The sequence below is a fragment of the Streptomyces sp. NPDC048258 genome (assembly GCF_043201995.1).
In the GTDB taxonomy this organism is placed as follows: Bacteria; Actinomycetota; Actinomycetes; order Streptomycetales; family Streptomycetaceae; genus Streptomyces.
In genome coordinates this window covers 125,575-149,142 of sequence record NZ_JBICZH010000016.1, presented here as the reverse complement: position 1 = coordinate 149,142, position 23,568 = coordinate 125,575, and the positions used below count along the sequence as shown (strand labels likewise).

Annotated in this window: 22 protein-coding genes; 10 read left to right on the top strand and 12 right to left on the bottom strand. The window is 70.4% G+C overall.

All coding sequences use genetic code 11. The features are described 5' to 3' along the window. Window positions 1-213: 213 nt before the first annotated feature. From ACGFYQ_RS30560 to ACGFYQ_RS30550, 3 genes are all read right to left on the bottom strand, one after another. On the bottom strand, window positions 214-1,089 hold the full coding sequence (locus ACGFYQ_RS30560) for an alpha/beta fold hydrolase (RefSeq protein ID WP_393749400.1): 876 nt from the start codon (window positions 1,087-1,089) through the stop codon (window positions 214-216). Continuing rightward, window positions 1,086-1,850 (bottom strand): TetR/AcrR family transcriptional regulator, encoded by a 765-nt coding sequence (locus ACGFYQ_RS30555; protein ID WP_393749399.1) that lies wholly within the window; start codon window positions 1,848-1,850, stop codon window positions 1,086-1,088. Before ACGFYQ_RS30555 ends, ACGFYQ_RS30560 begins: the two co-directional genes overlap by 4 nt. Before the next feature lie 470 nt (window positions 1,851-2,320). Then, a complete protein-coding gene (locus ACGFYQ_RS30550) occupies window positions 2,321-2,740 on the bottom strand; it encodes a CU044_2847 family protein (RefSeq protein WP_393749398.1) in 420 nt (139 codons plus the stop codon). A gap of 160 nt (window positions 2,741-2,900) precedes the next feature. On the opposite strand from ACGFYQ_RS30550, the gene ACGFYQ_RS30545 reads away from it, so the two are divergent. After that, window positions 2,901-3,356, top strand: coding sequence for a YbhB/YbcL family Raf kinase inhibitor-like protein (locus ACGFYQ_RS30545; RefSeq protein ID WP_393749397.1), 456 nt, complete (start codon window positions 2,901-2,903; stop codon window positions 3,354-3,356). A 131-nt stretch (window positions 3,357-3,487) separates the two neighbouring features. Here the strand turns inward: ACGFYQ_RS30545 and ACGFYQ_RS30540 are convergent, their stop codons facing one another. Both ACGFYQ_RS30540 and ACGFYQ_RS30535 read right to left on the bottom strand, forming a co-directional pair. After that, window positions 3,488-4,147, bottom strand: coding sequence for a hypothetical protein (locus tag ACGFYQ_RS30540; protein ID WP_393749396.1), 660 nt, complete (start codon window positions 4,145-4,147; stop codon window positions 3,488-3,490). 195 nt (window positions 4,148-4,342) lie between these two features. After that, complete coding sequence (locus ACGFYQ_RS30535) at window positions 4,343-7,204, bottom strand: peroxidase family protein (protein ID WP_393749395.1); 2,862 nt, start codon at window positions 7,202-7,204, stop codon at window positions 4,343-4,345. A gap of 553 nt (window positions 7,205-7,757) precedes the next feature. Between ACGFYQ_RS30535 and ACGFYQ_RS30530 the strand changes: the two genes are divergently transcribed. Both ACGFYQ_RS30530 and ACGFYQ_RS30525 read left to right on the top strand, forming a co-directional pair. Then, window positions 7,758-9,464 carry a thiamine pyrophosphate-binding protein gene (locus ACGFYQ_RS30530; RefSeq protein ID WP_393749394.1) on the top strand — a complete coding sequence of 569 codons (1,707 nt, stop codon included), beginning with the start codon at window positions 7,758-7,760 and terminating at the stop codon, window positions 9,462-9,464. 123 nt (window positions 9,465-9,587) lie between these two features. Continuing rightward, window positions 9,588-10,979, top strand: a complete 1,392-nt coding sequence (locus ACGFYQ_RS30525; protein WP_393749393.1) for a hypothetical protein — start codon at window positions 9,588-9,590, stop codon at window positions 10,977-10,979. A 48-nt stretch (window positions 10,980-11,027) separates the two neighbouring features. Here ACGFYQ_RS30525 and ACGFYQ_RS30520 read toward each other — a convergent pair whose 3' ends face one another. The 3 genes from ACGFYQ_RS30520 to ACGFYQ_RS30510 form a co-directional block, all read right to left on the bottom strand. Beyond that, window positions 11,028-11,882 (bottom strand): DUF5995 family protein, encoded by an 855-nt coding sequence (locus ACGFYQ_RS30520; protein ID WP_393749392.1) that lies wholly within the window; start codon window positions 11,880-11,882, stop codon window positions 11,028-11,030. Continuing rightward, window positions 11,879-12,454 (bottom strand): hypothetical protein, encoded by a 576-nt coding sequence (locus ACGFYQ_RS30515; protein WP_393749391.1) that lies wholly within the window; start codon window positions 12,452-12,454, stop codon window positions 11,879-11,881. The genes ACGFYQ_RS30520 and ACGFYQ_RS30515 overlap by 4 nt, the downstream gene beginning before the upstream one ends. Before the next feature lie 111 nt (window positions 12,455-12,565). Beyond that, complete coding sequence (locus tag ACGFYQ_RS30510; RefSeq protein ID WP_393749390.1) at window positions 12,566-13,768, bottom strand: erythromycin esterase family protein; 1,203 nt, start codon at window positions 13,766-13,768, stop codon at window positions 12,566-12,568. Between the two features lie 58 nt (window positions 13,769-13,826). Between ACGFYQ_RS30510 and ACGFYQ_RS30505 the strand changes: the two genes are divergently transcribed. The 5 genes from ACGFYQ_RS30505 to ACGFYQ_RS30485 all read left to right on the top strand — a co-directional run bounded on the left by ACGFYQ_RS30505 (window position 13,827) and on the right by ACGFYQ_RS30485 (window position 18,779). Beyond that, complete coding sequence (locus ACGFYQ_RS30505; protein ID WP_393749389.1) at window positions 13,827-14,561, top strand: TioE family transcriptional regulator; 735 nt, start codon at window positions 13,827-13,829, stop codon at window positions 14,559-14,561. 83 nt (window positions 14,562-14,644) lie between these two features. Continuing rightward, entirely contained in the window at window positions 14,645-14,806 is a 162-nt protein-coding gene (locus ACGFYQ_RS30500; protein WP_283454630.1) for a hydrophobic protein, read from the top strand. Window positions 14,807-14,920: 114 nt separating this feature from the next. Next, window positions 14,921-15,289 carry a PRC-barrel domain-containing protein gene (locus ACGFYQ_RS30495; protein ID WP_393749388.1) on the top strand — a complete coding sequence of 123 codons (369 nt, stop codon included), beginning with the start codon at window positions 14,921-14,923 and terminating at the stop codon, window positions 15,287-15,289. A 118-nt stretch (window positions 15,290-15,407) separates the two neighbouring features. After that, complete coding sequence (locus ACGFYQ_RS30490) at window positions 15,408-16,988, top strand: FMN-binding glutamate synthase family protein (RefSeq protein ID WP_393749428.1); 1,581 nt, start codon at window positions 15,408-15,410, stop codon at window positions 16,986-16,988. 63 nt (window positions 16,989-17,051) lie between these two features. After that, on the top strand, window positions 17,052-18,779 hold the full coding sequence (locus ACGFYQ_RS30485) for a thiamine pyrophosphate-dependent enzyme (RefSeq protein WP_393749387.1): 1,728 nt from the start codon (window positions 17,052-17,054) through the stop codon (window positions 18,777-18,779). A 72-nt stretch (window positions 18,780-18,851) separates the two neighbouring features. Here the strand turns inward: ACGFYQ_RS30485 and ACGFYQ_RS30480 are convergent, their stop codons facing one another. Next, window positions 18,852-19,433: a DUF2231 domain-containing protein gene (locus tag ACGFYQ_RS30480; protein WP_393749386.1), complete on the bottom strand. Its 582-nt coding sequence runs from the start codon at window positions 19,431-19,433 to the stop codon at window positions 18,852-18,854. Between the two features lie 251 nt (window positions 19,434-19,684). Here ACGFYQ_RS30480 and ACGFYQ_RS30475 point away from each other — a divergent pair, with 251 nt between their 5' ends. Beyond that, window positions 19,685-20,119 carry an ATP-binding protein gene (locus tag ACGFYQ_RS30475; protein WP_393749385.1) on the top strand — a complete coding sequence of 145 codons (435 nt, stop codon included), beginning with the start codon at window positions 19,685-19,687 and terminating at the stop codon, window positions 20,117-20,119. A 3-nt stretch (window positions 20,120-20,122) separates the two neighbouring features. Here ACGFYQ_RS30475 and ACGFYQ_RS30470 read toward each other — a convergent pair whose 3' ends face one another. Next, window positions 20,123-21,043: a YihY/virulence factor BrkB family protein gene (locus ACGFYQ_RS30470; RefSeq protein WP_393749384.1), complete on the bottom strand. Its 921-nt coding sequence runs from the start codon at window positions 21,041-21,043 to the stop codon at window positions 20,123-20,125. A 34-nt stretch (window positions 21,044-21,077) separates the two neighbouring features. Further along, window positions 21,078-21,527, bottom strand: coding sequence for an SRPBCC family protein (locus tag ACGFYQ_RS30465; RefSeq protein WP_393749383.1), 450 nt, complete (start codon window positions 21,525-21,527; stop codon window positions 21,078-21,080). 220 nt (window positions 21,528-21,747) lie between these two features. On the opposite strand from ACGFYQ_RS30465, the gene ACGFYQ_RS30460 reads away from it, so the two are divergent. Then, a complete protein-coding gene (locus tag ACGFYQ_RS30460; RefSeq protein ID WP_393749382.1) occupies window positions 21,748-22,815 on the top strand; it encodes a mechanosensitive ion channel family protein in 1,068 nt (355 codons plus the stop codon). 17 nt (window positions 22,816-22,832) lie between these two features. Here the strand turns inward: ACGFYQ_RS30460 and ACGFYQ_RS30455 are convergent, their stop codons facing one another. After that, window positions 22,833-23,495, bottom strand: coding sequence for a DUF4230 domain-containing protein (locus ACGFYQ_RS30455; RefSeq protein WP_393749381.1), 663 nt, complete (start codon window positions 23,493-23,495; stop codon window positions 22,833-22,835). Window positions 23,496-23,568: the final 73 nt, after the last annotated feature.

Here is a 23,568-nt window from a genome sequence, read left to right as displayed (position 1 = left end):
TGGCGGGCATGAGTCCTCATCGGGGGGCGGGAACGCTGAAGCGGATCAAGCGGTTCCGGACGCTACCTGACCGTGGAGGTGACTCAGAAGTAGCTAAAGGGTGAGACCTGCATGTATCCGTTCGGATCAGGTCGGTATTTCCGTTAAGCGGTGCTTCGTGGGCCGAAAGCAGCGCCGGACGAGCCGTTCCCGGCGGTGGGTCGCGGGCCCGTCTCAGGGCGCCAGGAACGCGGTGAGCGCTGCCGCGACGGCTGCGGGATCCTCCAGCTGCGGGTAGTGCCCGACCGCCTGCGGCCCGGTGAGCTCCACGACCTGGGCCCGCGGCATGCGGGCCCGGATCCGACGGAGTACGTGGGCCCCGCTGATCGGGTCGGCAGGTCCCCACACGAACAGCGCGGGCCCGGGGAAGCCCTCCAGGGCCGAGGTCCAGCGCGCGGCGTGACGGCGGCGCTCGTCGATGTAGCGCAGCAGTCGCGGGGCGAGACGGTGCCCGTCGGCGCGGGACGCGGCCGCCCACAGGTCGCGTACGTCCTCGTCGTGGACCGGCCGTCCCAGCACGGCGCGCAGGGTCGTGGCGAACCGCCGCTCCGTGGTGAGGGGAGCCAGCAGCGGGCCCAGCGGGCCGTGCAGCAGCCGCTGGATCGGTACGGGGCGGTGCAGATCGGGGTAGAGGCCGCCGTTGAGCCAGGCCGTGCGCGTGATCCGGGCCGGGTCGCGGGCCAGCAGCTCCTGGCCGACGCTCACCCCGTAGTCGTGCGCGACCAGGGCGGTGCCGTCGATCCCGCACCGGCGCCAGACCTCCTCGACCAGCGAGGCCTGGTCGAGGACCGAGTAGCGGTGGCGCCGGGGTTTGTCGCTCTCCCCGAAGCCGAGCAGGTCCAGCGTGGTGACCCGGAGTCCGGCCGCGACGAGCGCCGGGACGACGGCGGCCCAGTCGTGGGAGGAGGTCGGGAAGCCGTGGACGAGGGTGACGGGCGCGCCGTGCGCGGGCCCGTCCTGGCGTACGAAGACCGAGTGACCGCCGATCCGCAGGGTGCTGCCGCCCTCGGTCCAGCGGCGCAGCGGCGGCAGGACGCGGGCGCCGGTCATGCCGTGTCCCCCTCGGCGTGCAGGTGGCCCAGCCCGTGCAGCAGGGCCCGCAGGCCGAACTCGAATTCGGTATCGGAGTCGAGCGAGTTGAGCAGTTCGGCGTGGCGGTGCACCACCGGGTGGGTACGGGGGGAGAGGGCGGCGAACAGTTCGGCCATCGCGGCACGCTGCCCCGCGGTGCGGGCCGCGCCGCCGGAGTCGAGGACGACGGCACCGATCACGAAGTGGGTGACCGTGAGGTAGACGTGGACGGCGGACCGCGGGGCCCACCCGTGGGCGAGGAGCTGTCCGAGGGCGTGATCGCGGGCCCGCAGGGCGTTGGGACCCAGCAGCTGACCGGTGGTCAGCAGGGGGACGACCGCCGGGTGCGCCGCGAGGACCCGGCGGAACTCCCGGGCCCCGCGCTCCAGAGCGGCCCGCCAGTCCCCGTCGAGCGAGGGCAGCCGGATCTCGCCCAGCATGTGGTCGACGGTCTCGATCAGCAGCTCCTCCCGGCTCGCCACGTGCCGGTAGAGGGAGGTGTGGCGGACCTGGAGGTGGTCGCCGAGCCGGCGCATCGTGAGCGCCTCCAGGCCCTCGCGGTCGGTCAGTTCGAGCGCGCCCGCGGTGATCCGATCGAGCGTCAGCCCGCCCTGGCGGGGCCTGCGGCGGTCGCGTTCGGCGTACCGGGCCCGCCACCAGGCGGGGGATCCGGGCTCCGTCGCCGGGCCCGTCCCCGTGTCCGTCCCGTGCTGCCCTTGAGCGCTCGTCGCCTGGTGCACGCCCCGCCGCCTCCCCTGTGCGTCCGTTGGACGCACATAATGAGTCCGTCGGACGTCTGAAGCAAGACCCCCGGCCGGAGCTCATCTGTGCCGGTCACCCCGCCGGGCACACCGGGTCGGCCGACCGGCCCCGCAGATACGTCGATACCGTTCCTCCGGGGTGAGATCACGGTCGGCGGCGCGGCAGATCCTCTTGACCGCCTCGGCGGGTCGGGGGAGGACGGCGTTCCACAGCCGCGCGCTCTTGTCGAGGCCGGCGGTGGCGACGGTGTGTGCACCGGGAGGGCCGCGGCGGTCTCCAGGCTTTCGACCGAGTCGCGAGTGGCGCTGGTGCGATATGCCTGGACGGCGAGCAGTGAGGCGAGTTCGGTGGTTCGAGGGCCGCCAGGACGCGGTGCGCCAGTGGCGGCAGCCCTGGTGTACGGTCGCCGCCCGGTCCCTGGAGCGGGGTGTCGGCGCCGTTCACGCGGTCACTCCAGCCGCTCGGAGGCGGTGCGAGGATGGCCGGGATCACTTCGCTTCCACGCCATGGTCACCGTGAAATGGCAGCCCGCGCCGGTCTTGGTGATCACGGCCCCGGCGGCGATCGAGAGGTCGATGCCGAACTGGACCGTGATGTCGTCGGGGCTGGCTTTGCGTAGTTGGTCGAGGGTCACGCGCGCCGCCTCCGTGACCGGACCGAGCGCCTCTTGCAGGGTTTCCGGCAGGCCATGGATGGCATCGCCGATGCGGCCGGCCTTCACCGGCCCCTCCGTCGTGGGCTGAGCCTCGAACAGGACGTAGCCCCCGCCCTCCAACGGAATCCGAGCGACAGGTGCCACGACTCCTCCTCCGCCTGTCGTACACGGCGACGGCCGCGGACGGGCCAGCACCCGGGTCTCGGCCAGCATCACAGGATCGGGAGCCTGCCGCATGACGGAGTGGGCCGTATGCATGAGGACGCGTTCCCCGCCGGTCGGCCCGGCACAGGGAAGACGGGGGCTCGGCCGGTCGGGTTGGTCGGGGGATCGAGCCGGTACGGGGACGGCAGGGGCGGGTAGGGCCGCCGCCATGACCCGACTTCAGCTGTCCAGCTCCGCCTTCGCCGACCACGCGGAGATCCCCCGCCGGTACAGCGGCGAGGGCGAGAACATCTCGCCGCCCCTGACGTGGACGGCCGCGCCCGAGGGCACTGCGGAGCTGCTGCTCCTGTGCGAGGACCCGGACGCGCCGGGAGCCACCTTCCTGCACTGGCTGGTGACGGGCATCGATCCGTGGACCGGCGGGGTGGAGGAGGGACAGGAGCCGCACGGCGGGCGGTCCTGGCCCAACGGGTTCGGGCAGATGGGCTGGGGCGGGCCGATGCCACCGCCCGGACACGGGCCGCACCGCTACTTCTTCCGTCTGTACGCGCTGTCGCTGCCCGTCCGGCTGAGCGAGCGGCCCAGCGTGGAAGCGGTGCACAGCGCCGTGCAGGGCAGGGAACTCGCGAGCGGCACTCTGGTGGGCACCTACCAGCGGCTCTAGCAGCTGCCCGCACGGCACCGGGGGCGCCGTGCAGCGGCCACCTGTGACGCGGTGGAGCCGGGCCCAGAGCCGATCCCGGCTCCACTGGGCGAAACGCCCTGCCCCTGCCCCCGCCCCGCGGACGCGACGACTCAGGCGACGAACTCTTCGTCCCCGTAGCGGACTTGGGCGGTGTTCCAGTCGACGCCGAGGGTGGCGGTGAACTTCCGGGCCAGCGCCAGGTCGTCGAGCGGGGCGACCAGGATGAGCTGCCCGTCGAGGGCGACCGAGCCGCCACCGAGCCGGTCGCGGGCCTCGGGGTCGGCGAGCAATGCGTCGTGGAGGCGGGTCGAGCTGACGCCGTCGGCCCGGATCTCGACCGCGTCGGTGTCCGGGGCGGTGCGCGGCAGGCACCGGAAGGTGAGGACCGACTCCTGGTCGTACTGCTTGGCGATGACGCCGGCGATGTGGTGCAGGCCCTCGCGGCCGACCTTGTCGACGGCGAACTCGCGCGAGCGCTCGTACGTGGTCTGCTTCAGGTCACCGGACCAGAAGACGCCGTCGAGCAGGGTCGAGGCCCCGGGCCTCGCGCCGTTGGCGTAGATGATCGCCTGCACCTCGTGGTCGAAGCGCGTCAGGCGGGTCTTGAGCCGGGGGTCGGCGGGATCCGTGATGATCGCCGTGTTGTCGGTGGCGAAGATCTGCGCTGTCGGGCAGCCGGGGGACGCCGGACCGGCCTGTGCGGTGCCTCCCGCACCGATCGATCCCAGCGCGAGGACTCCGACCGCGACCAGGATGCGCAGCTGCTTCATCCGTCAACTCCCTCTCCATTTGTATGGCATCGCATCGCCGCGCCGCCGATGGCCGCAGCCGGATCATCGTAGGGCGGCGGGACAGCCGGGGGCGTGCGGGAGTCACACGGATGGCGGATGGCGCGGGGTTGCGGATGTGTCGAGGCCGGTGTCGGCAAACGGCCATGTCGGCGGAATCCTGCCCCCCGGGCCCTCTCAACCGCGACCGCCTTCGGCTCCCTTCGTCGTAGCCAGGCGCCAGGGCGCGAACGCGCTGGCCGTGCGGGGCAGGAGGCTCGCCAACTCCGGGCAGTGCCGCACCACGACACTGGTCATGCCATTGCGTTCGATCCAGTCGATGCCCAGCGGGGTGTACACCTCGGGCCTGAAGTCGACCGTGAGGAAGCGATCGCTCTGCAGGCGGCGGGTCGCCATCAGGATGAAGATGCGGAAGGCGGTGTCGCTGAACCCGAAGCCCTGGGGCGGGTTCTCGGCGAAGAGACCGACCATGGTGTCGATCTGATCGACATCGCGGTAGACCTCCTTCAGGCGCGCGACCGTCTCCGCATCGGAAGACACGTCCTCGAACCGCCGCACGCGCGGCTTGTGCAGACCGGCCCGGAAGTCGTTGTAGCGCGGTACGCCGCGGCGCCGGGTGCGCACCAGGTCGACCACGGACAGGTCGATGATCTCGCCGTCCCGCTCGAACGCCTGCAGGGTGCGTGGGTAGTTGTGCAGGGTGATCGCGCCGGGATGAGCGGTGCCGAGTGAGTACAGCGAATTGGCCAGACCGACCGTGCGCATGAGCGGTTCCGCCGCGGCGCCCTGGACGTCGTTGAAGCCGAGGGTGTCCAGACGCCGGCCGAGCCGGTGGTCCACGATCTCGAAGTCGTCGGGGAGCAGCGGGTGCATGCGGTAGACGGTGACGAAGTCCTCGGTGAGCGAGTACGGAGCGGCATGGTGATCCGGCAGGGTCTTGGGGATGCCGGTCAGCGAATGCGCCTCGAAGAGCCACAGTCCCAGTTGTTCGAGCCACTTCTTCGGCGGCCCCTGCCAGTTGGTCTTCAGCCCGATGTCGATCGCTTCGGTGGCGAGGATCGCGGGAGTCCACTCCACGGTGTGGATCTTCGCGATGAGAGCCGAGACGACCAGTCGCGCCGTGTGGTAGACACGGTCCTCGCCCAGTCTCGGGTACTCCTGCCGCAGCGCTTCGCACACGGCGTTGTGCTCGCGGGCAAAGAGGGTCTGCATGGCGCTCAGGCCGTACCACCAGCTCTCCGCGAAGCCCGTGAGCGGCAGGCCGTCCGGCCCGATCGGCAGGTGGCCGTCCTCCAGGCGCAGGGCGGCACCGCCGTCCGGCTCGCGCAGCGAGATGCCGGTGTCCTTGTCGCCGCCGTAGACTTCCGAGCCGTCCCACCAGTGGGACGCGGCGTTGGCGAAGAGCGTCGGCGGGCCCTTGCCGTCAGCCGGCTGCAGCCCCTCGTTCTCGGCGAAGCGCATGACCTTTTCGGGGCGTCCGCCCGGCGTGTTCGTCCACGTGACACCGGGAGGGAGCGGTACCTCGACGGACTTCGTACCGGTGGGGAAGCGCTTGTGGTTGACCCAGTCGTGCACCTGGAACTGGATCCAGGCGGCGGCCAGGATGTTGAGGGAGCGTGCCGGGAGGAAGACGTCGCGGTGCAGCAGCTCCCTGCTGACGGTGACCGGGTTGGGTACATCGAACAGATCCGGCCGGTACACGGGCGCGAGGTTGCGCCCGAAGGCGGACCCGACCGCCCCCATCCGCGGTGCGGACAGATCGTTGTAGGTGCCGTCGTAGCTTCGCGCGAGCCGCATGTCTTCGTCGACGGGCTCGGGTACGGGTTGGGCTCTGGGCGGAGCCTCGCGGACCTCGGTGTCGATCAGGTTGTTCTGCCGCAACTTCTGCCGGAAGGCCACGAGGTTCAGCAGACCGAGGCGTGTGGGCAGCCGGTGCCATGGGACGAACCGGTTGAGGCCGCGGAAGGCGGCGCGCAACGGCACGCCCAGTACGGCGTTGCGTCGGGGCTCGACGGTGGCGAACCGGTGGCCCAGGCGGTGGGCGCTGCTGGCCTCATAGGCGACCTTGCGTGCGCGGTTGAGGTTTCCGAGGGGCCGGAACTCCTCCGTCGTGTTCCACGGGTTGAAGGCGATCTGATCGACCCGTGCCGCTGCGGCGCGAGCCTCGGCGGAGGCGATGTCCTGGCGCGGGATGGTCAGCGTCGCCACCCGCACGAGAGGCGTGTCCTCCTCCTTCCACTCGGCCGCGCCGTCCTCGATGGGTGTTCGGCGGGCATCCAGGTAGCGCTGGACGTACAGGTGGAAGACGACATCGGCATCGTTCAGCCGTTGTGCGAGCTCGTGGTTCAGGTAATCGGGGTCGGTGCCGGAGGGGGCGGGGGCCGGCGCAGTGCCGTCGGCGGGGCCCAGCTGATAACGCACCGGCCCGGCGTCACCCCACAGGATGGCGCCGCGGCTCCAGTACGTCTCCAGTGCCAGGCTGCGCACCGTGCGGCTCGTCCCCGCACGCACGTTGCGCCGCATGCGCGCGGCCGTGGACCATCCGACCGCGAGGGGCAGGGTGACGAACAGTGCGAGAGCCTTCCGCGGCGTGGAGTCGGCGCCCGCCATGGCCTTCGCGAATTCGACGAACTCGCGCGCGTTGCGCGCATGCGAGACCGGATAGCTCGTCATGAGCAGGTCGTGCGCCTCGTCGGCCCCTGCCGCGATGCGCAAGGCCACTCCGCGCAGATCGGGGGAGTGGTCGGGCTGGTGGGTGCCGTTCGCGTTGGAGAGCCGCACGGTGACCGGGTACTCGGCGCCGGGTTCGGCGAAGCCGGTCCGCAGGTCGGACGGCAGGTCGTCGACGAAGGTCAGTCGCGCGTTCTCCGTGCCGAGAACAGCCTTGGCGTGGAACGTCCGCGCGATGTCGGCGGCGCCGCTGCGCTTCCTGGACTTGAGCTGGACCCGCATGAGATCGCAGGCGAGCCGCTCGAAGATGAGCCGTTCCACCTCCGGGTTGCCGCCCACGTAGTGCTCGTACTGCCTGATCTCGACCATGTGTGCCTCTTCGCCAAGGCGCACCCCGCTGTCCGGACGCGATGCTGCCGGACGACGAAGCGACGCTGTACGCCTGCCCGGGACTGAGTCCGCGGGCACCTCGGTTACACACGGCAACCCTGACTCAGTGATACGGCCGCGTCGCGCGGGACAAAGCAGACGGGTGGTATCCGGCCCCCGCCCCGGTAGGGATCCCCCGCAGGGGCTCCGCGGGCGCCGGGGCAGCGACTCCGGCCCTGCCGTTGTCCCGGGCCACCCGTACGGCCCACTTCGTGTGCGGGGGCGGGATGGGTCGAGTACTGGCAAACTGGTCTTCGGAAGACTGCACAGCAGAGCTGTCCGGCGCGTGCGAGCACTTCTTCCCGCTGACGCGGCGCAGTCACCAGGCAGGCGCCACCGCACCACAACTTCTCTCCCCGGGCGTCATTCCCCCATCTGGGGACGTTTGAGGAGACTCCGTCATGCGTGAATGCGCCGAGACGGTCTCACCGTGTGCCGCGTCGACAGCGCGATGGCCGACAACCTATGCGGGGGAGTGGACGAGGGAACGGCGATGAGGGTTTACGAAGCCATAGTCAAGGGGCTGGAAGGCATCGGAGTGCGGGCCGCGTTCGGCGGTGCCGGCGAAAACGCCGCAGGGCTGATGCTGGCGCTGAAGCATTCCCAGCAGATCCGGCCGGTCATGACGCGGCATGAGCAGGCCGCGTCCTTCATGGCTTGCGGCTATGCGATGTACACGAACCAATTGGGTTTCTGTTTCGCGACGGCAGGGCCCGGTGCGTTCAACCTCTTCTCCGGCCTGGCCGTGGCGATGTCCGACTCCTACCCCGTCCTGGCGGTTTCGGGATACGCCTCAAGGGAATGGCAGGGATGGGGTTCCCTCAACGAAACCTCGGGCTTGAACCGGACGCCCGACTCCCGGGCCATGTTCGCCGCCACGACGAAGAAGTCCTTCCTGCTCACAGACGCCGCCGACACGTGCGATGTGCTCGAGGAAGCCGTCAACATCGCCTTCGAAGGAAGGCCCGGGCCGGTGCACATCCACGTTCCCGAGGACCTCACCCACCGCGGTGTCGAGGTGACGGACTTCCGGCCCCTCCGGCTCGACGTCGTACCGGTCGTCCCGGATCCGACACGCGTGGAGGAGATCGCGTCGATGCTGGCCGACGCCCTCACACGGCGAAAGCGCGTCGTGGCGCTCGTCGGGTTCGGGGCGATCCGCAGCGGAGCGGGAGCGGAGGTCCGGCAATTCATCGAACGCTTCCAGATTCCCTTGCTGACCACGTTGGACGGCAAGGGCATCGTGTCCGAGGGTCACCCGCTCTCGGTGGGCGTCTTCGCGGACAGCGGACACTCCAGCGCGTGGAAGGCGTTCCGTGAAGCCGACGTCGTGCTGTGCATCGGCAACTCCCTGAACCAGCACGCCACGTTCAACTACCGCCAGGACCTCTTCGAGAACAAGGTGCTCGTCCATGTGAACATCTCCGAGGCCGAGTTCCACAAGGCGTACCGGCCGGACTACGCGCTGCACTCCGACGCGCGTCTGGGGGTGGCGGCTCTCCACGAGGCGCTGGACGAGAAGGTCGGCGACGTCCCGGCGGCCGACGTGGACGGCCGGGACTACGAAGCCCGTCACATCACGCACCTGACGGGGAAGATCCACCCGGGGGAGCTGGCCCAGGCGATCGGCCGGATGCTGCCCCCACAAGCGGTTCTGCTCGCCGACGCGGGAGCACACCTTGCCTGGCTCAGTTACTACGTCGAGCTGGAGGAGGGACAGAATTTCCGCAAGGCCGGTTCGTTCGGACCGATGGCCGGCCACGTCAACGGCGCCATCGGCCTGAAGGTCGCGCACCCGGAACGGACCGTCGTCGTCGGCTGCGGTGACGGGTGCTACTCGCTGTCCGGTTTCGAGCTGATGACCGCCGTCGAGAACGACATCCCCGTTGTCTGGATCATCTTCGACGACCAGGAATTCAAGTTGATCAAACTCTTCCAGCTCGTCACCTATGGCGAGACGGGGCTTGTCGAGTTCCAGAACCCCGACTTCGCCGCGTACGCGCAGGCGTGCGGCGCCGACGGCTACCGCGTCGAGACACTGGAGGAGTTCGAAAAGGCGTTCCGTGAAGCGCTCGCCTCCGGCCGGCCCTCCGTCATCGACGCCAGCATCACGCGATGGGCCGTCCCCCACTACAGCCCCTCGCCCGACGGCGTGATCGCCGGCCTCGTCGAGACCATCGAGGCACGCTTGCGCGACTGACAGCGCCGTGTCCGCCACTTTCCCGCGCGAGCCCGGTGAGCCCCGAGCCCACGGTGACCGGCATGGGTGCGGACACCGCGGCCGGGGCGGACCGGCCCGCTCGCGCCGTGAAGGGACAGCAGCATGAACGACCCGCTGAACACCCACAGCCGTGCCGGGTTCGAGGCCCTTGTGAACCGCCCGCTGCTCACGTCGATCTGGCACCGGCGCACCCACCGGGTCAGCCGCGGCAGCTCGGTCGAGGCCGGCTCCATGAGCTGGGCCTCCACGGCACCACGAGCCCCGCTGACCGAGCTCGAAGAGGCCGTCCTCATCGCCATAACGGGCTGCACCGGCCTCACCATGCCGGACCGCCCTTTCGCCGACCCGCGCGACGGCAAGCCCATCATGGCCAAACCGAACCTCAACATGGCCGGCCGGACCGCGGGCAGTCCCGACAACGCCCAGGGCACGCACTTCTTCCTGATCAACGACACCGGCACCTACTTCCTGCGCAAACTGCCCCCGCCATCCGACGGCGAGGCGACGGCGTTCGACGCGGAGACGCTCTGCTCGCGCGCCGCCGAGGCGAAGGTGCAGCTGCTCGACCACCGCATCGACGTACCGGAGGGGAAGAGGGACTTCCCCGCCTACCTCGACTCGAACCGGTTCCTGTCGAACCTCCCGGGCACCACCATCCTGTTCCCTGTGGTGGACCTGTCACGGCAGTACATCAACGGGCTGATGTACCTGCTGACTCAGCCCGAGGGGGCACGGCCGGCGATCGTCGACGACCGGAACCTCTACCGCTCGGCGGGCGTACGCACATGGGTCAAGTCAGGGTTCCTGAACAAAGACATCAAGCTGCCCCTGGGCTTCATCTGGGCCATGCGCACGCAGATCGAGGCCGACCTGCTGCTCCAGAACCTCATGCTCACCGCCGACGCCATGGGTCTCGGAGCCTGGATCCACGCCTCGATCGCCCCGTCGATCATGCTGGGCGACCCGAAGTTCCGTCCCGCCTACGGCCCCATGCTCGATTTCGACTGGACCACCCCGCGGTGGCGACCGGCGGACATGCTGCGCTGGCATGTGCCGCTCCCGCGCTACTCGACCCTGCGGGCGACCACCGTCGGCCTGCGGCACAACGGTGAACACCTCATCAAGGCGATGTGTCCGCCCAACTACGGCAGCATGGGCGAAGCGGTCGACGCCGTCGTGGCGGGCAAGTTCGGGCCGACGGGCATCTACGCCGACGAGGGGTTGTTCGCGCGGATCTACCGGGGGGACTTCGGCAGCCAGTACCTGAACCAGGCCAGCGACTACTCCGCCGACGTCATCGCGTGTACGCGGGACATCTGCACCTACATCTACGAGACGCACGGGCGGTTTCCCGCACACTGCGACACGATCCACGTACCGGGCGTGTGGCTGCAGGCCCATCACATCGAGAACGCCTACTACGAGCGGTACTTCCGCGACGGGTTGACCGAGGCCCACCGGACGCACGACCAGTACTGGCACGGGGAAGGGTGACAGCGGGCCTGCCCCGAGCGCTGTCATGGCAGACGCGGAGCGTCCGGCTCAGCCGGGCGAGCTGCCCACCGCGACGGGCGCGGCCGGTGCCGGCCACTGCCGACGGGAAGGGACCAGTGCCCGCAGGACCTGGAAGGCCCGGCGGCGCCGCCAGTCGTCCGGGGAGCGGAACTCGGCGATGAACGCGGCCGTGGACCTGCTGATGGAGCCCAACGCCTCGGCACTCGCATCGGGATCCAGGAGCCTGTCGCAGTTGAACCAGGCCAGGCCGCGAGCGACCCGGATCCCGTAGCTGGTGAAGAGTTCGTCGTCGCGGACGAACAAGCGGTCCAGTGAACGGAGCCGACGGCAGTAGCGGGTGGCGATCTCGGCCTGGACCACGTCTACGGAGGAGGCCAGCAGGCTGTTCATGCGGTGGAAGTCGGCGATGCGGTGGTGGACGTCCCCCCGCGCGGCCAGGGCCCGCAGCGCCAGCGGCAGGTCGTAGGACATGTGCGCCATCATGGAGAAGAGCACCTCCTCCAGCACGTAGGAGTGCCGCACGGTCGAGGCGGCGTAGACGTCCCGCCAGGGTTCCGGGACGGTCTCCGGTAGGTCGGCGGAGAGGACTTCGCCGCCGGGCCGGGCATCGGGGACGGGGCCCAGCCAGGTGTCGATGGCGTCCATCGCCGCGAAGTAGGCCGCCGCGAGGGAGACGGACAGGTCGGCGACCCACTCGGGCGCCCTGAACGGCGGGTTGTTCGTACGCAGGCCCGCGGCGAGGTCGGAAGTGAGCCGGAAGTAGGTGTAGGCGAACACCGCGCGGTGGTCCCGCAGGGCGTCGTACGCCGTGACGCGGGCGGCGAGCTCCCCGGCGACCCCGGCGACCCTCTCGGCGGCAACGGCAGCGGCATCCCCCGTCATGAGACCCGGCGGGCGTTCTCCGTGGCCTTCGCCCAGTCGCACACGAGCTCCCCGGCCAGGCTCTGCCGGTCGGCCCCCACCTGGTACGTCGCCTTCCACGGGCTGCCCAGCAGCGGCATGTGGTAGGTGGAGCCCATGCCGGAGGGCTGGATCTCCGCGGGGTAGGTGAACTTCCGCGACAGGATGCCCGGCACGGGGCCGAACTGCTCGTTCGCCTCCACGGTGACGCCCCTGCCGTCAGGGGCGAGCAGATAGCGCTCCTTCAACAGGTACAGGGTCACGCCGAACTTGGAGAGCCTGACCACGTTGTCGGCCACGCCGAAGGCGCCCGCGGACGGGGTGGCCACGATCGTCGACTCCAGCCGGGACGCGCCGGTCAGCCGCTGGGTGAGGGCCATCGCGACGACGAGCGCCCGGTTCCGCAGGCCGACGCCGGCGGTGTTCCGCAGGCGTCGCCACGAAGTGACCCGGAAGGTGAACTCCCCCTGCCAGTTCCCTGCCCCCACGTCGAAGTAGTAGATGTGACTGGGGGCGTCCGAGTGGGGCGGCGCACTGCCGACGTTGTTCGTCACCCTGTGTAGTCTACCGTCGGCCGTGTGTACGGAACGTAAGCCGGGGGGCGTGTCTCCCAGGGTCCGGGTCGACCACGGGAGCTAGTGCGGTGAACCTTGCCGGTCACAGCACTAGCTCCGCGGGACGTCCTTGACGAACACGATGCCGTCGCTGTCCGCCAGGTGGGCCGGGTCGAGCGGGGAATAGCCGAACCACGGGGATACACGGGGGGCGGGCCGCGTGTCGCCGAGGGCGGCGGCCAGCCGGGAGGCGTCGATGACGTAGCGGTCCTCCGGAAGCGCGTACAGGAGTCCTTCGACGGTGTCCGGCGGCGGCGTGTCCACTCCCTGGTGCCGGATCGTGCCGAGGGCCGTGGCCACGAAGGCGTACCCCTCACCGAGCCGGGCGCTCACCAGCGCACCGGCGCTCCACCACTCCAGCCGCATCCCGCCCATCCGCATCGTGCTCTTCTCCCGTTGGAGATGGGAGTTGTGAGCGTGGATCAGTGCCGGGCCCCGAGCGGCGACGGCGAGGAGGTTGTGGGCCATCATCTGGTCCCGCACGCCCACCAGCCGCGTCATGCGGGCCGGTGAGGTGTCGGCCATCCAGTAGTGGTAGCGCAGCAGGCCGGTCGCGGTGCGCCCGTACAGGCGCGCCCGGTCCCACTCGTCCCGCGAGGTGGCCGTGATCAGGTGCGGCGCGTGCTCGTCGAGCAGTGCCACCAGATCGTCGGCGAGCAGCCGCAGCTCCCGGGCCTCGGCCGACTGCCCCGTGGACCGGGACGCGTCCATCATCGCGGCGGGTTCGGTCCACGGGCCGTCGGCCCCGAGGAGGCGGTCGAGCGTGTCCGCGGTGCAGGGGAGCAGGTCCGCGTCCACCCGGGCCGCGAGGTAGTTGTGGAGTGCGGTGAGGGCCTGCCGGGGGCTCGCGGCGCCGGTGATCTCCAGTGGGCCGTCGAAGCCGGCGAAGCGGAGCCGCTCGGACGCGGGCCGGCCGTCGTTGTAGGCGCGCATCCAGCGCACGAGTTCGCGGTTGGCCGCGGAGGTGCCCCAGCCGTGGCTGAATCCGTGCTCCATGACCTCGTCGAGCGTGCCCGTACCCGAGGTGACGTATTCGTCCACGACGAGTCCCCTCAGGCAGTCACTCTCGATCGCGATCGTCCCGTAGCCCTCCTGCTCGACGAGCTGCCGGAAGAGCTCGTTGCGCAGGTCGAGCAGAGTGTCCTCGCCGTGGGTGGGCTCGCCCAGGGCGAGCAGCCGCGGCCGGGCCGGAAGCAGCTTCATGACGGCGGCGGCCTCGACGGCATGGGCGGTGTCCGTGATGTCAGTAGCCATGCCTTCAACGGTATCGTTGAACCTTCGGTTGAAACTTTCCCGCGATATCGTCAGGCCTGTGGGACGAAACCTTCAAAGGGGCGGGCAGCTCAGGCCGATCGACCTGGCGCGCGGACACGGTCTGTCCACGCAGGCCATCAGGAACTACGAGGAGGCCGGCATCCTTCCGGCCGCCGGTCGCACAGCCCACGGTTACCGCACCTATACCCTCCTGCACGCGCGGGCCCTGGGCGCCTTCCTCGCACTGGTGCCCGGCCACAGCCACCGGACGGCGACGTCGATCATGCGGGCCGTGAACCAGGACGCGGTCGATGAGGCGTTCCGCCTCATCGACGAGAGCCACGCCCAGCTGCTCGATGACCGGCGGACACTCCGGGCCGTGGAGAGCGCCCTCCGGGACCTGGAGCCCATCGGGGCGTCCGTACCCGACGCGGCGGTGTCCGGGCCCGGCGGCACGTTCATCGGGCCGCTGGCAGCGGGGCTCGGAATCCGGCCCGCGACGCTGCGCGCATGGGAGCGCGCCGGGCTGGTGCGCCCCCGCCGCGACCCGCTGACCGGGTACCGCGTCTACGGCGAGGCCGACGTACGGGACGCCCGACTGGCCCACCAGCTCAGGCGGGGCGGCTACCTGCTGGAGCAGATCGCCCCGCTGATCACCCAAGTGCGGGCGGCCGGCGGGCTGGAGCCGCTGGAGGCCGCACTGGGCGACTGGCGCGGCCGGCTGTCCGCCCGCGGGCGGGCGATGCTGACGGGGGCCGCAGAACTGGAGGCGTACCTCCGCGAGCGCGGATGAGACCTCTCCGGCTATCCGGATGCCGAATGTGTACGTGTGCGTGGGCGGGGTCGGGGCATAAGCGTTTTCGGAGGTTGATAATCATGGTTCCCCTGCTCCTCGTTCTTCTGCTGGTGCTGATTCTCTTCGGCGCGGGTTTCGCGCTGAAGATTCTGTGGTGGGTCGCAATTGCCGTACTGGTGCTGTGGTTGATCGGTTTCGTCGCCCGCCCCAAGAGCGGTAGCGGCCGCTGGTACCGCTGGTAGCGGTCGCCGGGTAACGAAATCCGCCGCGCACGGCGTACGGAAAGACGTACGGAAAAAGGACGGACGGCAGGGAATTCCTTGCCGTCCCCTGTTTACCGGAGGAGTTGTTTTCGCGTGACTGAGCATGTGTGGAGTTACAAGTCGACCTCGGGCCACCTGGCCGGTACCGATCTGACCGGCTACAAGGTCGAGGCGACCGACGGCGGCATCGGCAAGGTCGACAAGCACTCCGACGAGGTCGGTGACGCCTACCTGGTCGTGGACACCGGGGTCTGGATCTTCGGCAAGGAGGTCCTGCTGCCGGCGAGCACCGTCGTCAGCATCGACCCGGAGGAGCGGAAGGTCTACGTCGACCGCACCAGGGGCCAGATCAAGGACGCCCCCGAGTTCCACCGGGACAAGCACCTCGGTGACTCCGGGTACCGCGAGCAGCTGGGCACCTACTACGGCACCGGCGGGCCCTTCGGTACCCCCCTCGCCTGACCAGCTGGAAGCAGTGGGCCCGGACTCCTCGAGTTCGGGCCCACTGCCTTGCCCGGTGGCAACGCGCGGGAACGGACGGCCGATTGGCTGCCGGGCTTCGGGACACAAGAGCGGTGTGCTGAAACTACTTGCAGTAGCCCTCCTCGGTTCGCTGGCGCTGGGCGCCTGGGTCGCCTCCGTCGTGGTCTCGCCCTGGTGGTCGGCCGCGGCCGTCCCCCTGCTCCTGCTCGTGCTGGTGGCCGTCCACGACCTCGTGCAACGGCGGCATTCCGTGCTGCGGAACTACCCGCTGCTCGGACACCTCCGCTTCGCGCTGGAGGCGCTGCGGCCGGAGGTCCAGCAGTACTTCATCGAGCGGAACTTCGACGGCCGCCCCTTCGATCGCGACACCCGCAGCATCGTCTACGAGCGAGCCAAGGGCACCGACGCGGAGGAGCCGTTCGGCACCGAACTCGACCTCTACCGGGCCGGCAGCGAATACCTCGTCCCGTCCATGGCCCCCCGACCGGTGCGCTCCGCTCCGCCCCGGGTCCGGATCGGCGGACCCGACTGCACCCAGCCCTACGACATGGCCCTGCTCAACGTCTCGGCGATGAGCTTCGGCTCGCTGTCGGCCCGGGCCGTACTCGCCCTCAACACCGGCGCGGAGCTGGGCGGCTTCGCCCACGACACCGGCGAGGGCGGCTTGTCGGAGTACCACCTGCGCCCGGGCGGGGACCTCGTCTGGGAGATCGGCACCGGATACTTCGGCTGCAGGACGGACGACGGTGACTTCGATGAAAGGGAGTTCGCCGAGAAGGCGGCCCACGAGCAGGTCAAGTGCGTGTCGCTGAAGATCAGCCAGGGGGCCAAGCCCGGCATCGGAGGCGTTCTGCCGGGCGCCAAGGTGAACGCGGAGATCGCGAGGGTCCGCGGGGTTCCGCAGGGGGAGACGGTCATCTCGCCGCCCTTCCACCGCGTGTACTCCACACCGCGCGAACTGGTGCGATTCCTGGCCCGGATGCGCGAGCTCGCCGACGGCAAACCCGTCGGGTTCAAGCTGTGCGTAGGCTCGCGCCGTGAGTTCCTCGCCGTGTGCAAGGCCATGCTGGAGGAGGGCAGCACGCCGGACTTCATCGTCGTCGACGGCGCGGAGGGCGGTACGGGCGCGGCGCCGCTGGAGTTCGCGGACCACGTCGGCCTGCCGCTCGGCGAAGGGCTGATGACCGTGCACAACGCCCTCGTGGGCGTCGGGCTGCGCGACCGGATCCGGATCGGGGCGGGCGGCAAGGTCGCCACCGGCGGCGACCTCGTCAAACGGCTGCTGCAAGGGGCCGACTACACCAACGCCGCCCGCGCCATGATGTTCGCGATCGGCTGCATCCAGGCCCAGCGCTGCCACACCAACACCTGTCCCGTCGGGGTCGCCACCCAGAACCGGCGGCGCGCCCGCGCCGTCGACATCGCCGACAAGTCGCAGCGCGTACGGCGCTACCAGCAGGCCACGGTCAAGAGCGCCCTCCAGATCATGGCCTCGATGGGAGTCGACGACCCGCAGGGGCTGCGACCCCACATGCTCCTCCAACGGGTGGACCCGCACACCGTCCGCTCCTACGCCGAACTCCACGCGTGGCTCACCCCCGGACAACTGCTCGCATCGGCGCCCGCCGACTGGGCATCCGACTGGCAGGCGGCCGACCCGGACCGCTTCACCCACTGAACCCGGCACCCACTGAACCCGGCACCCACGCCGAGGGGCCGCACCGGACGGAAGGGCACTCCTGTGGCACGCACCGTCGCGCACGTCATCGTCGACGCACTCGAAGAACTGGGCGTCCAGCACGTCTTCGGAGTCGTCGGAGACGCCTTGAACCCACTGACCGACGCGATCCGCACCACGGACGGCCTGGACTGGGTCGGCTGCCGGCACGAGGAGGCGGCGGCCTTCGCCGCCGGAGCGCAGTCCCAGCTCTCGGGCACCCTCGGGGTGTGCATGGGCACGGTGGGGCCGGGCTCCGTACACCTCCTCAACGGCCTCTACGACGCGGCCAAGAGCCGCACCCCGGTGCTCGCGATCTGCGGCCAGGTGCCCCTTGCCGAGATGGGCAGCGACTACTTCCAGGAAGTGGACAACGACCTGCTCTTCCGTGACGTGGCCGTCTACCGTGCCACCGTCACCTCCCCGGAGCAGCTGCCGCGGATGCTGGAGTCCGCCGTACGCGCTGCGGTCAGCGAAGGCGGAGTGGCCGTCCTGACCGTGCCCGGTGACCTGGGCGATCAGGAGCTGAGCGACGACCGTCCCACGCGGTTCGCCCTCGACCGCCCCGTCACGCGCCCGGACGACCCGGCCCTCGCCGAGGCCGCCGAACTCCTGAACTCCGCCTCCCGCGTCACCCTGCTCGTCGGTCGCGGAGCCCGCGACGCCCGCACCGAAGTGCTCCGCACCGCAGAGCTGCTCGCGGCTCCGATGGTGCTCACCCTCAAGGCGAAGGAGGGCTTCGAGGGCGACAACGCCTTCCAGGTGGGCCAGACCGGCCTGATCGGCAACCCAGCGGCCTCCCACGCGCTCGACCACGGCGACGCACTTCTCATGCTGGGCACCGACTTCCCGTACCGCGACTGGTACCCGGAGGACTGCGAGGTCGTCCAGATCGACACCCGCGAGGAGCACCTGGGCCGCCGGGTGCCCGTGGACGTGGGCCTGTCCGGGGACGTGGGGGCGACGCTGCGGGCCCTGCTGCCGCTCCTGAAGGAGGTGCGGGACCGGACCCACCTGGAGGACGCGCGGGCCCGGTTCGCGCACTGGCAGGAAGGACAGCAGCGCCTGGCCGACCCGACTCACGAGCGGCGCCGGACCGGCAGGCTGCGGGCTGCCCTGGACAACAGGGACCACGAGATCCGCCCCGAAGCACTGGCTGCCGCGGTGGACTCGTACGCCGCCGAGGACGCCGTCTTCACCTCCGACACCGGCATGGCAACCGTCTGGCTCTCCCGCTTCGTCACCATGCACGGCAGCCGTCGCCTGATCGGCTCGTACAACCTGGGCTCGATGGCCAACGCCATGCCCCAGGCCCTCGGAGCACAGCTCTGGGCGCCCGACCGCCAGATCGTCGCCTTCTGCGGCGACGGCGGCCTGAGCATGCTGCTCGGCGACCTCATGACGATCAAGACCTACCGGCTGCCGGTGAAGCTCGTCGTCTTCGACAACCGCCGCCTGGGCATGGTCAAACTCGAACAGGAACAGGCCGGCCTGCCCGAGTTCGGCACGGAACTCGACAACCCCGACTTCGCCGCGGTCGCTGCCGCACTCGGCCTCACCGGCATCCGCGTCACCGACCCGTCCGATCTCCACGACAGCGTGCGCAGGGCGTTCGAGACTCCGGGCCCGGTCCTGCTGGACGTCCTGACCAACCCCGAGGAGGTGGCCGTACCCGGGAAGCCGGCCCTGAGCCAGGGGTGGGGCTTCGCCGTCGCCAAGGTCAGGGAGATCCTTCCGAGCGGAAAAGGCTGACCGGGCACGTCGGCGTCGCAACGGATGGCGCTGATGGCGGGGGCGCGGAAAGAGAGGATTGTGGGGCGCTGTCTAGGTTGCGGGATGCGCTCCGACGGCCCGCCGATAGGCCACGTGCCCGCCGAGCGCACCGCTCACGGCGACCGCCGCCAGTCCGCCGAACGACCACATCCTGCCCTTCGTCGAGCGACTGCGGAGCCGCGCCGTCAGGGACGCGGCGTAGCAGGCCACCGCGGCCACGTTCGTGACCGCGTGGGCCAGTCCGACCCGGGCCTGCTCGGGCGGCAGGTCCGCCCAGTCAACCCAGCCGGCGACCGCTGCCGGGGCGACCCCGGCCAGTCCGACGGCCGTGAGGGTGGCAGCCGCGCGCCGCCCTCCCGGTACGACGTCCAGTACAGCGGCCGACAGCCAGCAGCCGATCGGTACCTGGACGAGAACGGGATGTACGGGATGGCCCAGCGGCCTGCCACGCAGCAGATCGCGTACCTCGCCCAGCGGGAGCGCGCGGATTCCCCGCTGGAGGACCCGGATCGCCGGATCCGCCACCGTCGTCCGTTCGATACGGTCAAGGGCGGTCAGCCACCATGCCGAAGCGGTCTCCAGGGCCGAGGCCTGCTCGGTATTCGGGAAGGTGTCGAGGGCGTGTGTGTTCATGCACCACGCCTACCCGGCATTACGCCGTCGTCCCACCAGAGCCTGGACTGCACCCGAACGGTCTGCCCGCCGACGGGGAGACCGACGCCGATGGCGGTGTCCATATGTCTATATGTCCATATCTCCACGTGTCCGGACCGTCAGGGCGGGCATACGCGAGACCGGGGACGACGGTCGAAGGACGGGGTGAGGCGACAGTGAACACGGCGGGAGCAGTCATCGGGGATCATTCGCGGGCGGGAGTGCCGGTCATGGGCCAGTGCCGCCGACTCGCCCTGCGCGGTGTGCGGGGCGCCGTCGGCAAGGGCCGTGACTTCACCCGCCAGACCCTGCGGGACTGGGGGTGGGACCGCCACGAGAGCGCCGAGGACGCCCTGCTCGTCGTGTCGGAGCTGGTGACCAACGCGGCCTTGCACGCGAGTGGCTGCCACGAGCTCGTACTGACCGCCGGTGAGGCCCTGCGCATCGATGTGCTCGACGGTTCGACGGCGCTGCCAGGCCCCTGGACCGTACGTCGGCCGTGCGTTCCCGGCGGCCGCGGCCTGCACATCGTGCAGCGGCTCTCCGACCGGTGGGGCTCCTACACCCACGGCACCGGCAAGGCCGTCTGGGCGGAGATCGAGGCCTCCCGGCTGACCACCGGGCGCCGGGGCCCGAGAGCCCCCGCCCCGGTCCCCGGCCGCTGAGGCTCAGGCCCGCGGCCGGGCGGCCGCCTCCCGTGCCCGCTCGGCGTTGAACTGGGCCCCGGTGAGCAGGGCCAGGTTGGCGAACCAGAGCCAGACGAGGAAGACCACGATGCCGGCCAGCGAGCCGTAGAGCCGACCGTACGTGTCCAGCTCTGTGTACAGCGTGAAGAGTCCCGAGGCGGCCAGCCAGAGCAGGGCCGCCAGTACGCCACCGGGCAGGCCCCGGCGGGTGCCCCGGCTCTGGGCCGGGCCGGTACGGAACAGGATCAGCACCAGGAGGGTGACGACCCCCAGCAGTACGGGCCAGCGCAGGAGCGCGATGCCGTCCGGGCTGCCCCCACCGGCGGACTGCGCGACCCATCGGGCCAGCGGCCCGGACACGACCAGTCCCACGGCGCCGACGACGAGCAGGATCAGCAGCAGCACGGCGTTGATGACCAGCGTGTGGGCCGCACGAAGCGGAGGCCGCGTGTCGGGCACCCGGTGCATCGTGTGCAGGGCACGGCGGAACACCGCCAGGTAACTGCACGCCGACCACAGCGCGCTCAGCACACCGCTGATCAGCAGGGCCCATATCGACGATTGTTCCGCCGAGAGGCCACCGAGCGCGTCGCGCAGTACCTCCGCCGATTGAGGCGGTGCGTACGAGGTCAGGTCGGTGATCAGCCGGTCCCTCGTCGCCCTGCCCAGCAGCCCCACGAGGGAGACCGCGATGACGAGCGCGGGCAGGAGCGCCAGTACGGCGTAATAGGTGAGGGCGGCCGCGTGGTCGGCGAGGTTGTCGGACCAGACGCGGACAGCCGTACGCCGCAACTCGGCGCGGGTGCGTGCCGCGAGGGCGGCGGCGGGCGGACTGTCTCGACGTGATGCGGTGCGGGGGATGTCGGTCACGCAGCGCGCGTGCCCGACAGAGCCCGTGCGCATGCGCCCCTGCTCGCGGCCCCGATCCCCGTCGCGGTCAGACCTCGCCGCGCCAGGCTCCCGTCTCGACCCCGTGCGACTCGATGAACAGCTTGAACCGCTTCAGGTCACCCGCGACCTGACGCTTGACGAAGCCGAGCTTGTCGGCGGCCGTTTCGGCCAGACCGTCGGGCACCCAGTTCATGTGCAGGACGACCTTGGTGGTGGTCGCGTCGATCGGCTGGAAGGTGACGAGCCCGGCCTGGCGGGCCTCCCCGTCGACCGTCATCCACGCGACGCGCCGGTCCGGGAGCTGCTCGGTGATCTGCGCGTCGAACTCGCGCTGCACACCGTTCACATTCGTCACCCAGTGGGTGAGCGTTTCCGTGCGCTGGTCGACGCGTTCGACCCCCTCCATGAAGACGGGGAACTCCTCGAACTGCGTCCACTGGTTGTAGGCCGTGCGTACGGGGACGTTGACCTCGACATACTCCTCGACGTGCGACATGAGCATCCCTTCCGTGTCATCGTCGGCCCCGCACCCTGAGGTACGGGTCGTCCGTCAGGACGTCTGGAGGCGCGGCTACCCGCCCCTGAGGACCCCATGCACGGGCTCGAGCAGCACGGCGTCATCGGGGCGGCCCCGTGGTGCTCGCGCCCCTTGTGTCAGCTCCCTCCCCCGGGGCAGGCGCGCGAAGGTCCATGCCGCCTACATCCGTTGAGGGCATATGAACAGCGCTCTTCTCCTGCCGACCGTCCTGGTCGGCTCGATCCTGCTCACCGTCGCGGCCGGATGGGCCGCCGACCTGCTGTTGCGCCGAGCCGACGCACGACACCCCGAAACGCCCCTGTGGAACCTGCTGCGCCGCTGCCGGCGCGCCCTGCAGATCGTGCTGCTCGCCGCCCTGCTCAAGGGCGCCTACCGGCACACCGCATGGCCGCCGTTGCAGGACAACGCGGCCACCGTGGGCCGGATCCTCTCGCTCGCCCTGATCGGTGCGGAGGCCTGGCTGATCGTGGCGGTGGCCTCCGCCGTCGTCGAGTCGGGGTACGCCCGCTACGCCACCGGTACCCGCGACCCCGCCCGGGTGCGCCGGGTCCGCACCCAGGTGACGCTGATCATGCGGGTCGTGACGGTCGTCGTGGCCGTCGTCGCGGCCGCCGCGATGCTCCTCACCTTCCCGAGCTTCCGCGCGCTCGGCACCTCCTTGCTCGCCTCTGCCGGGATCGTCGGAATCGTGGCGGGCGTCGCAGCCCAGTCCACTCTCGGAAACCTCTTCGCCGGCTTCCAGATCGCCTTCGGCGACATGGTGCGCATCGGCGACACGGTCGTGGTCGCGGGCGAGTGGGGGGTGGTCGAGGACATCACCCTCACCTTCCTCGCCGTACGCACCTGGGACGAACGCCGGATCACCATGCCCGTCTCCTACTTCACCACCCGCCCCTTCGAGAACTGGTCCCGCGGCGGCGTCCAGATGACCGGCACCGTCTTTCTCCACTGCGACCACAGCGCGCCCGTCGACCTCATGCGCGACAAGGTCCAGGAGATCCTGCACGACTGCCGGGAGTGGGACGGCCGCGGCTGGGACCTCGCCGTCACGGAGACGACGCCCTCCACCATCGTGGTGCGGGCCATCGTCACGGCCAAGGACGCCGACGACCTGTGGACGGTGCGCTGCGCCGTACGGGAGCAGCTGATCGCCTGGCTGGCGGAGAAGCACCCGGATGCCCTGCCGCGCATCCTCTTGGGCCCGGCACCGGGAGCGGAGAACGCCGCAGCCGAGCGCAGCCGATGACGGACGGCCCGCACGATTCAGCCGTAAGCGACCGTCACTTCGCGGAAGCCCAGGGAACGCAACAGCCCGTCCAGCATCGAGGTGGTGTTCTTCTCGGCGCGCTCGGCGAGGCCGCTGTCGCGGGCCGCTTCGTCGATGTGCTGCGCGGCGAGCTTCTGCACGGCCTGCTCACCGGCCGGGTTGTCGGAGAACAGATCACCGATCCGGTCCAGCAGGCCCCGCTGCTTCGACACCGCGTACGAACGGTCCGGATCGAGGGCTGCCGTGCCGAGCACCGCGTGGGGCAGCCGGATCGAGGCCTTGGTGCGGTCGCCGTTCACGGTGACGTTCCGCTCGCCCAGTCCGCCCAGGTCGACGTAGCCGCCGACCGTGCCGGCGCCCACGTACAAGGTGCGGGTTCCACGGATCGCGTCCGGCAGGAACGCCGCATCCTTCTCCAGGTCCACGACCACCTGGAAGTTGCCGACGGCTGCCTCGTAACGATGCATGTCCTGGAGCGACTTGAGCAGCACGGGACCCGAGCGGTCCCGGGTGTCCTCGCCGAAGAGGCCGCCGATTCCCGGAACCAGGCTGAAGCGCTCCACGAGCACGATCAGCACCACGACCACCACCAGGCCGGCGGCGATCCGTCCCCACCACGGGCGCCGCGAGCCGCCCGGCCGATCCGAAGAGGTTTCCATGCTCCGCGGATACCCCGTGGACGCGGCTCCAGCGCGAGATCCCCGCACCCGGCGCCCCCACGAGGACGGATTC

Excerpts from the sequence above, each read along its gene's own strand:
- ACGFYQ_RS30560 (WP_393749400.1), bottom strand. The coding sequence starts at position 1,089 with ATGACCGGCGCCCGCGTCCTGCCGCCGCTGCGCCGCTGGACCGAGGGC.
- ACGFYQ_RS30510 (WP_393749390.1), bottom strand. The coding sequence starts at position 13,768 with ATGGCTACTGACATCACGGACACCGCCCATGCCGTCGAGGCCGCCGCC.
- ACGFYQ_RS30550 (WP_393749398.1), bottom strand. The coding sequence starts at position 2,740 with ATGCTGGCCGAGACCCGGGTGCTGGCCCGTCCGCGGCCGTCGCCGTGT.
- ACGFYQ_RS30535 (WP_393749395.1), bottom strand. The coding sequence starts at position 7,204 with ATGGTCGAGATCAGGCAGTACGAGCACTACGTGGGCGGCAACCCGGAG.
- ACGFYQ_RS30525 (WP_393749393.1), top strand. The coding sequence starts at position 9,588 with ATGAACGACCCGCTGAACACCCACAGCCGTGCCGGGTTCGAGGCCCTT.
- ACGFYQ_RS30465 (WP_393749383.1), bottom strand. The coding sequence starts at position 21,527 with ATGTCGCACGTCGAGGAGTATGTCGAGGTCAACGTCCCCGTACGCACG.
- ACGFYQ_RS30500 (WP_283454630.1), top strand. The coding sequence starts at position 14,645 with ATGGTTCCCCTGCTCCTCGTTCTTCTGCTGGTGCTGATTCTCTTCGGC.
- ACGFYQ_RS30545 (WP_393749397.1), top strand. The coding sequence starts at position 2,901 with ATGACCCGACTTCAGCTGTCCAGCTCCGCCTTCGCCGACCACGCGGAG.
- ACGFYQ_RS30540 (WP_393749396.1), bottom strand. The coding sequence starts at position 4,147 with ATGAAGCAGCTGCGCATCCTGGTCGCGGTCGGAGTCCTCGCGCTGGGA.
- ACGFYQ_RS30470 (WP_393749384.1), bottom strand. The coding sequence starts at position 21,043 with ATGCGCACGGGCTCTGTCGGGCACGCGCGCTGCGTGACCGACATCCCC.
- ACGFYQ_RS30455 (WP_393749381.1), bottom strand. The coding sequence starts at position 23,495 with ATGGAAACCTCTTCGGATCGGCCGGGCGGCTCGCGGCGCCCGTGGTGG.
- ACGFYQ_RS30480 (WP_393749386.1), bottom strand. The coding sequence starts at position 19,433 with ATGAACACACACGCCCTCGACACCTTCCCGAATACCGAGCAGGCCTCG.
- ACGFYQ_RS30475 (WP_393749385.1), top strand. The coding sequence starts at position 19,685 with ATGGGCCAGTGCCGCCGACTCGCCCTGCGCGGTGTGCGGGGCGCCGTC.
- ACGFYQ_RS30520 (WP_393749392.1), bottom strand. The coding sequence starts at position 11,882 with ATGACGGGGGATGCCGCTGCCGTTGCCGCCGAGAGGGTCGCCGGGGTC.
- ACGFYQ_RS30460 (WP_393749382.1), top strand. The coding sequence starts at position 21,748 with ATGAACAGCGCTCTTCTCCTGCCGACCGTCCTGGTCGGCTCGATCCTG.
- ACGFYQ_RS30530 (WP_393749394.1), top strand. The coding sequence starts at position 7,758 with ATGAGGGTTTACGAAGCCATAGTCAAGGGGCTGGAAGGCATCGGAGTG.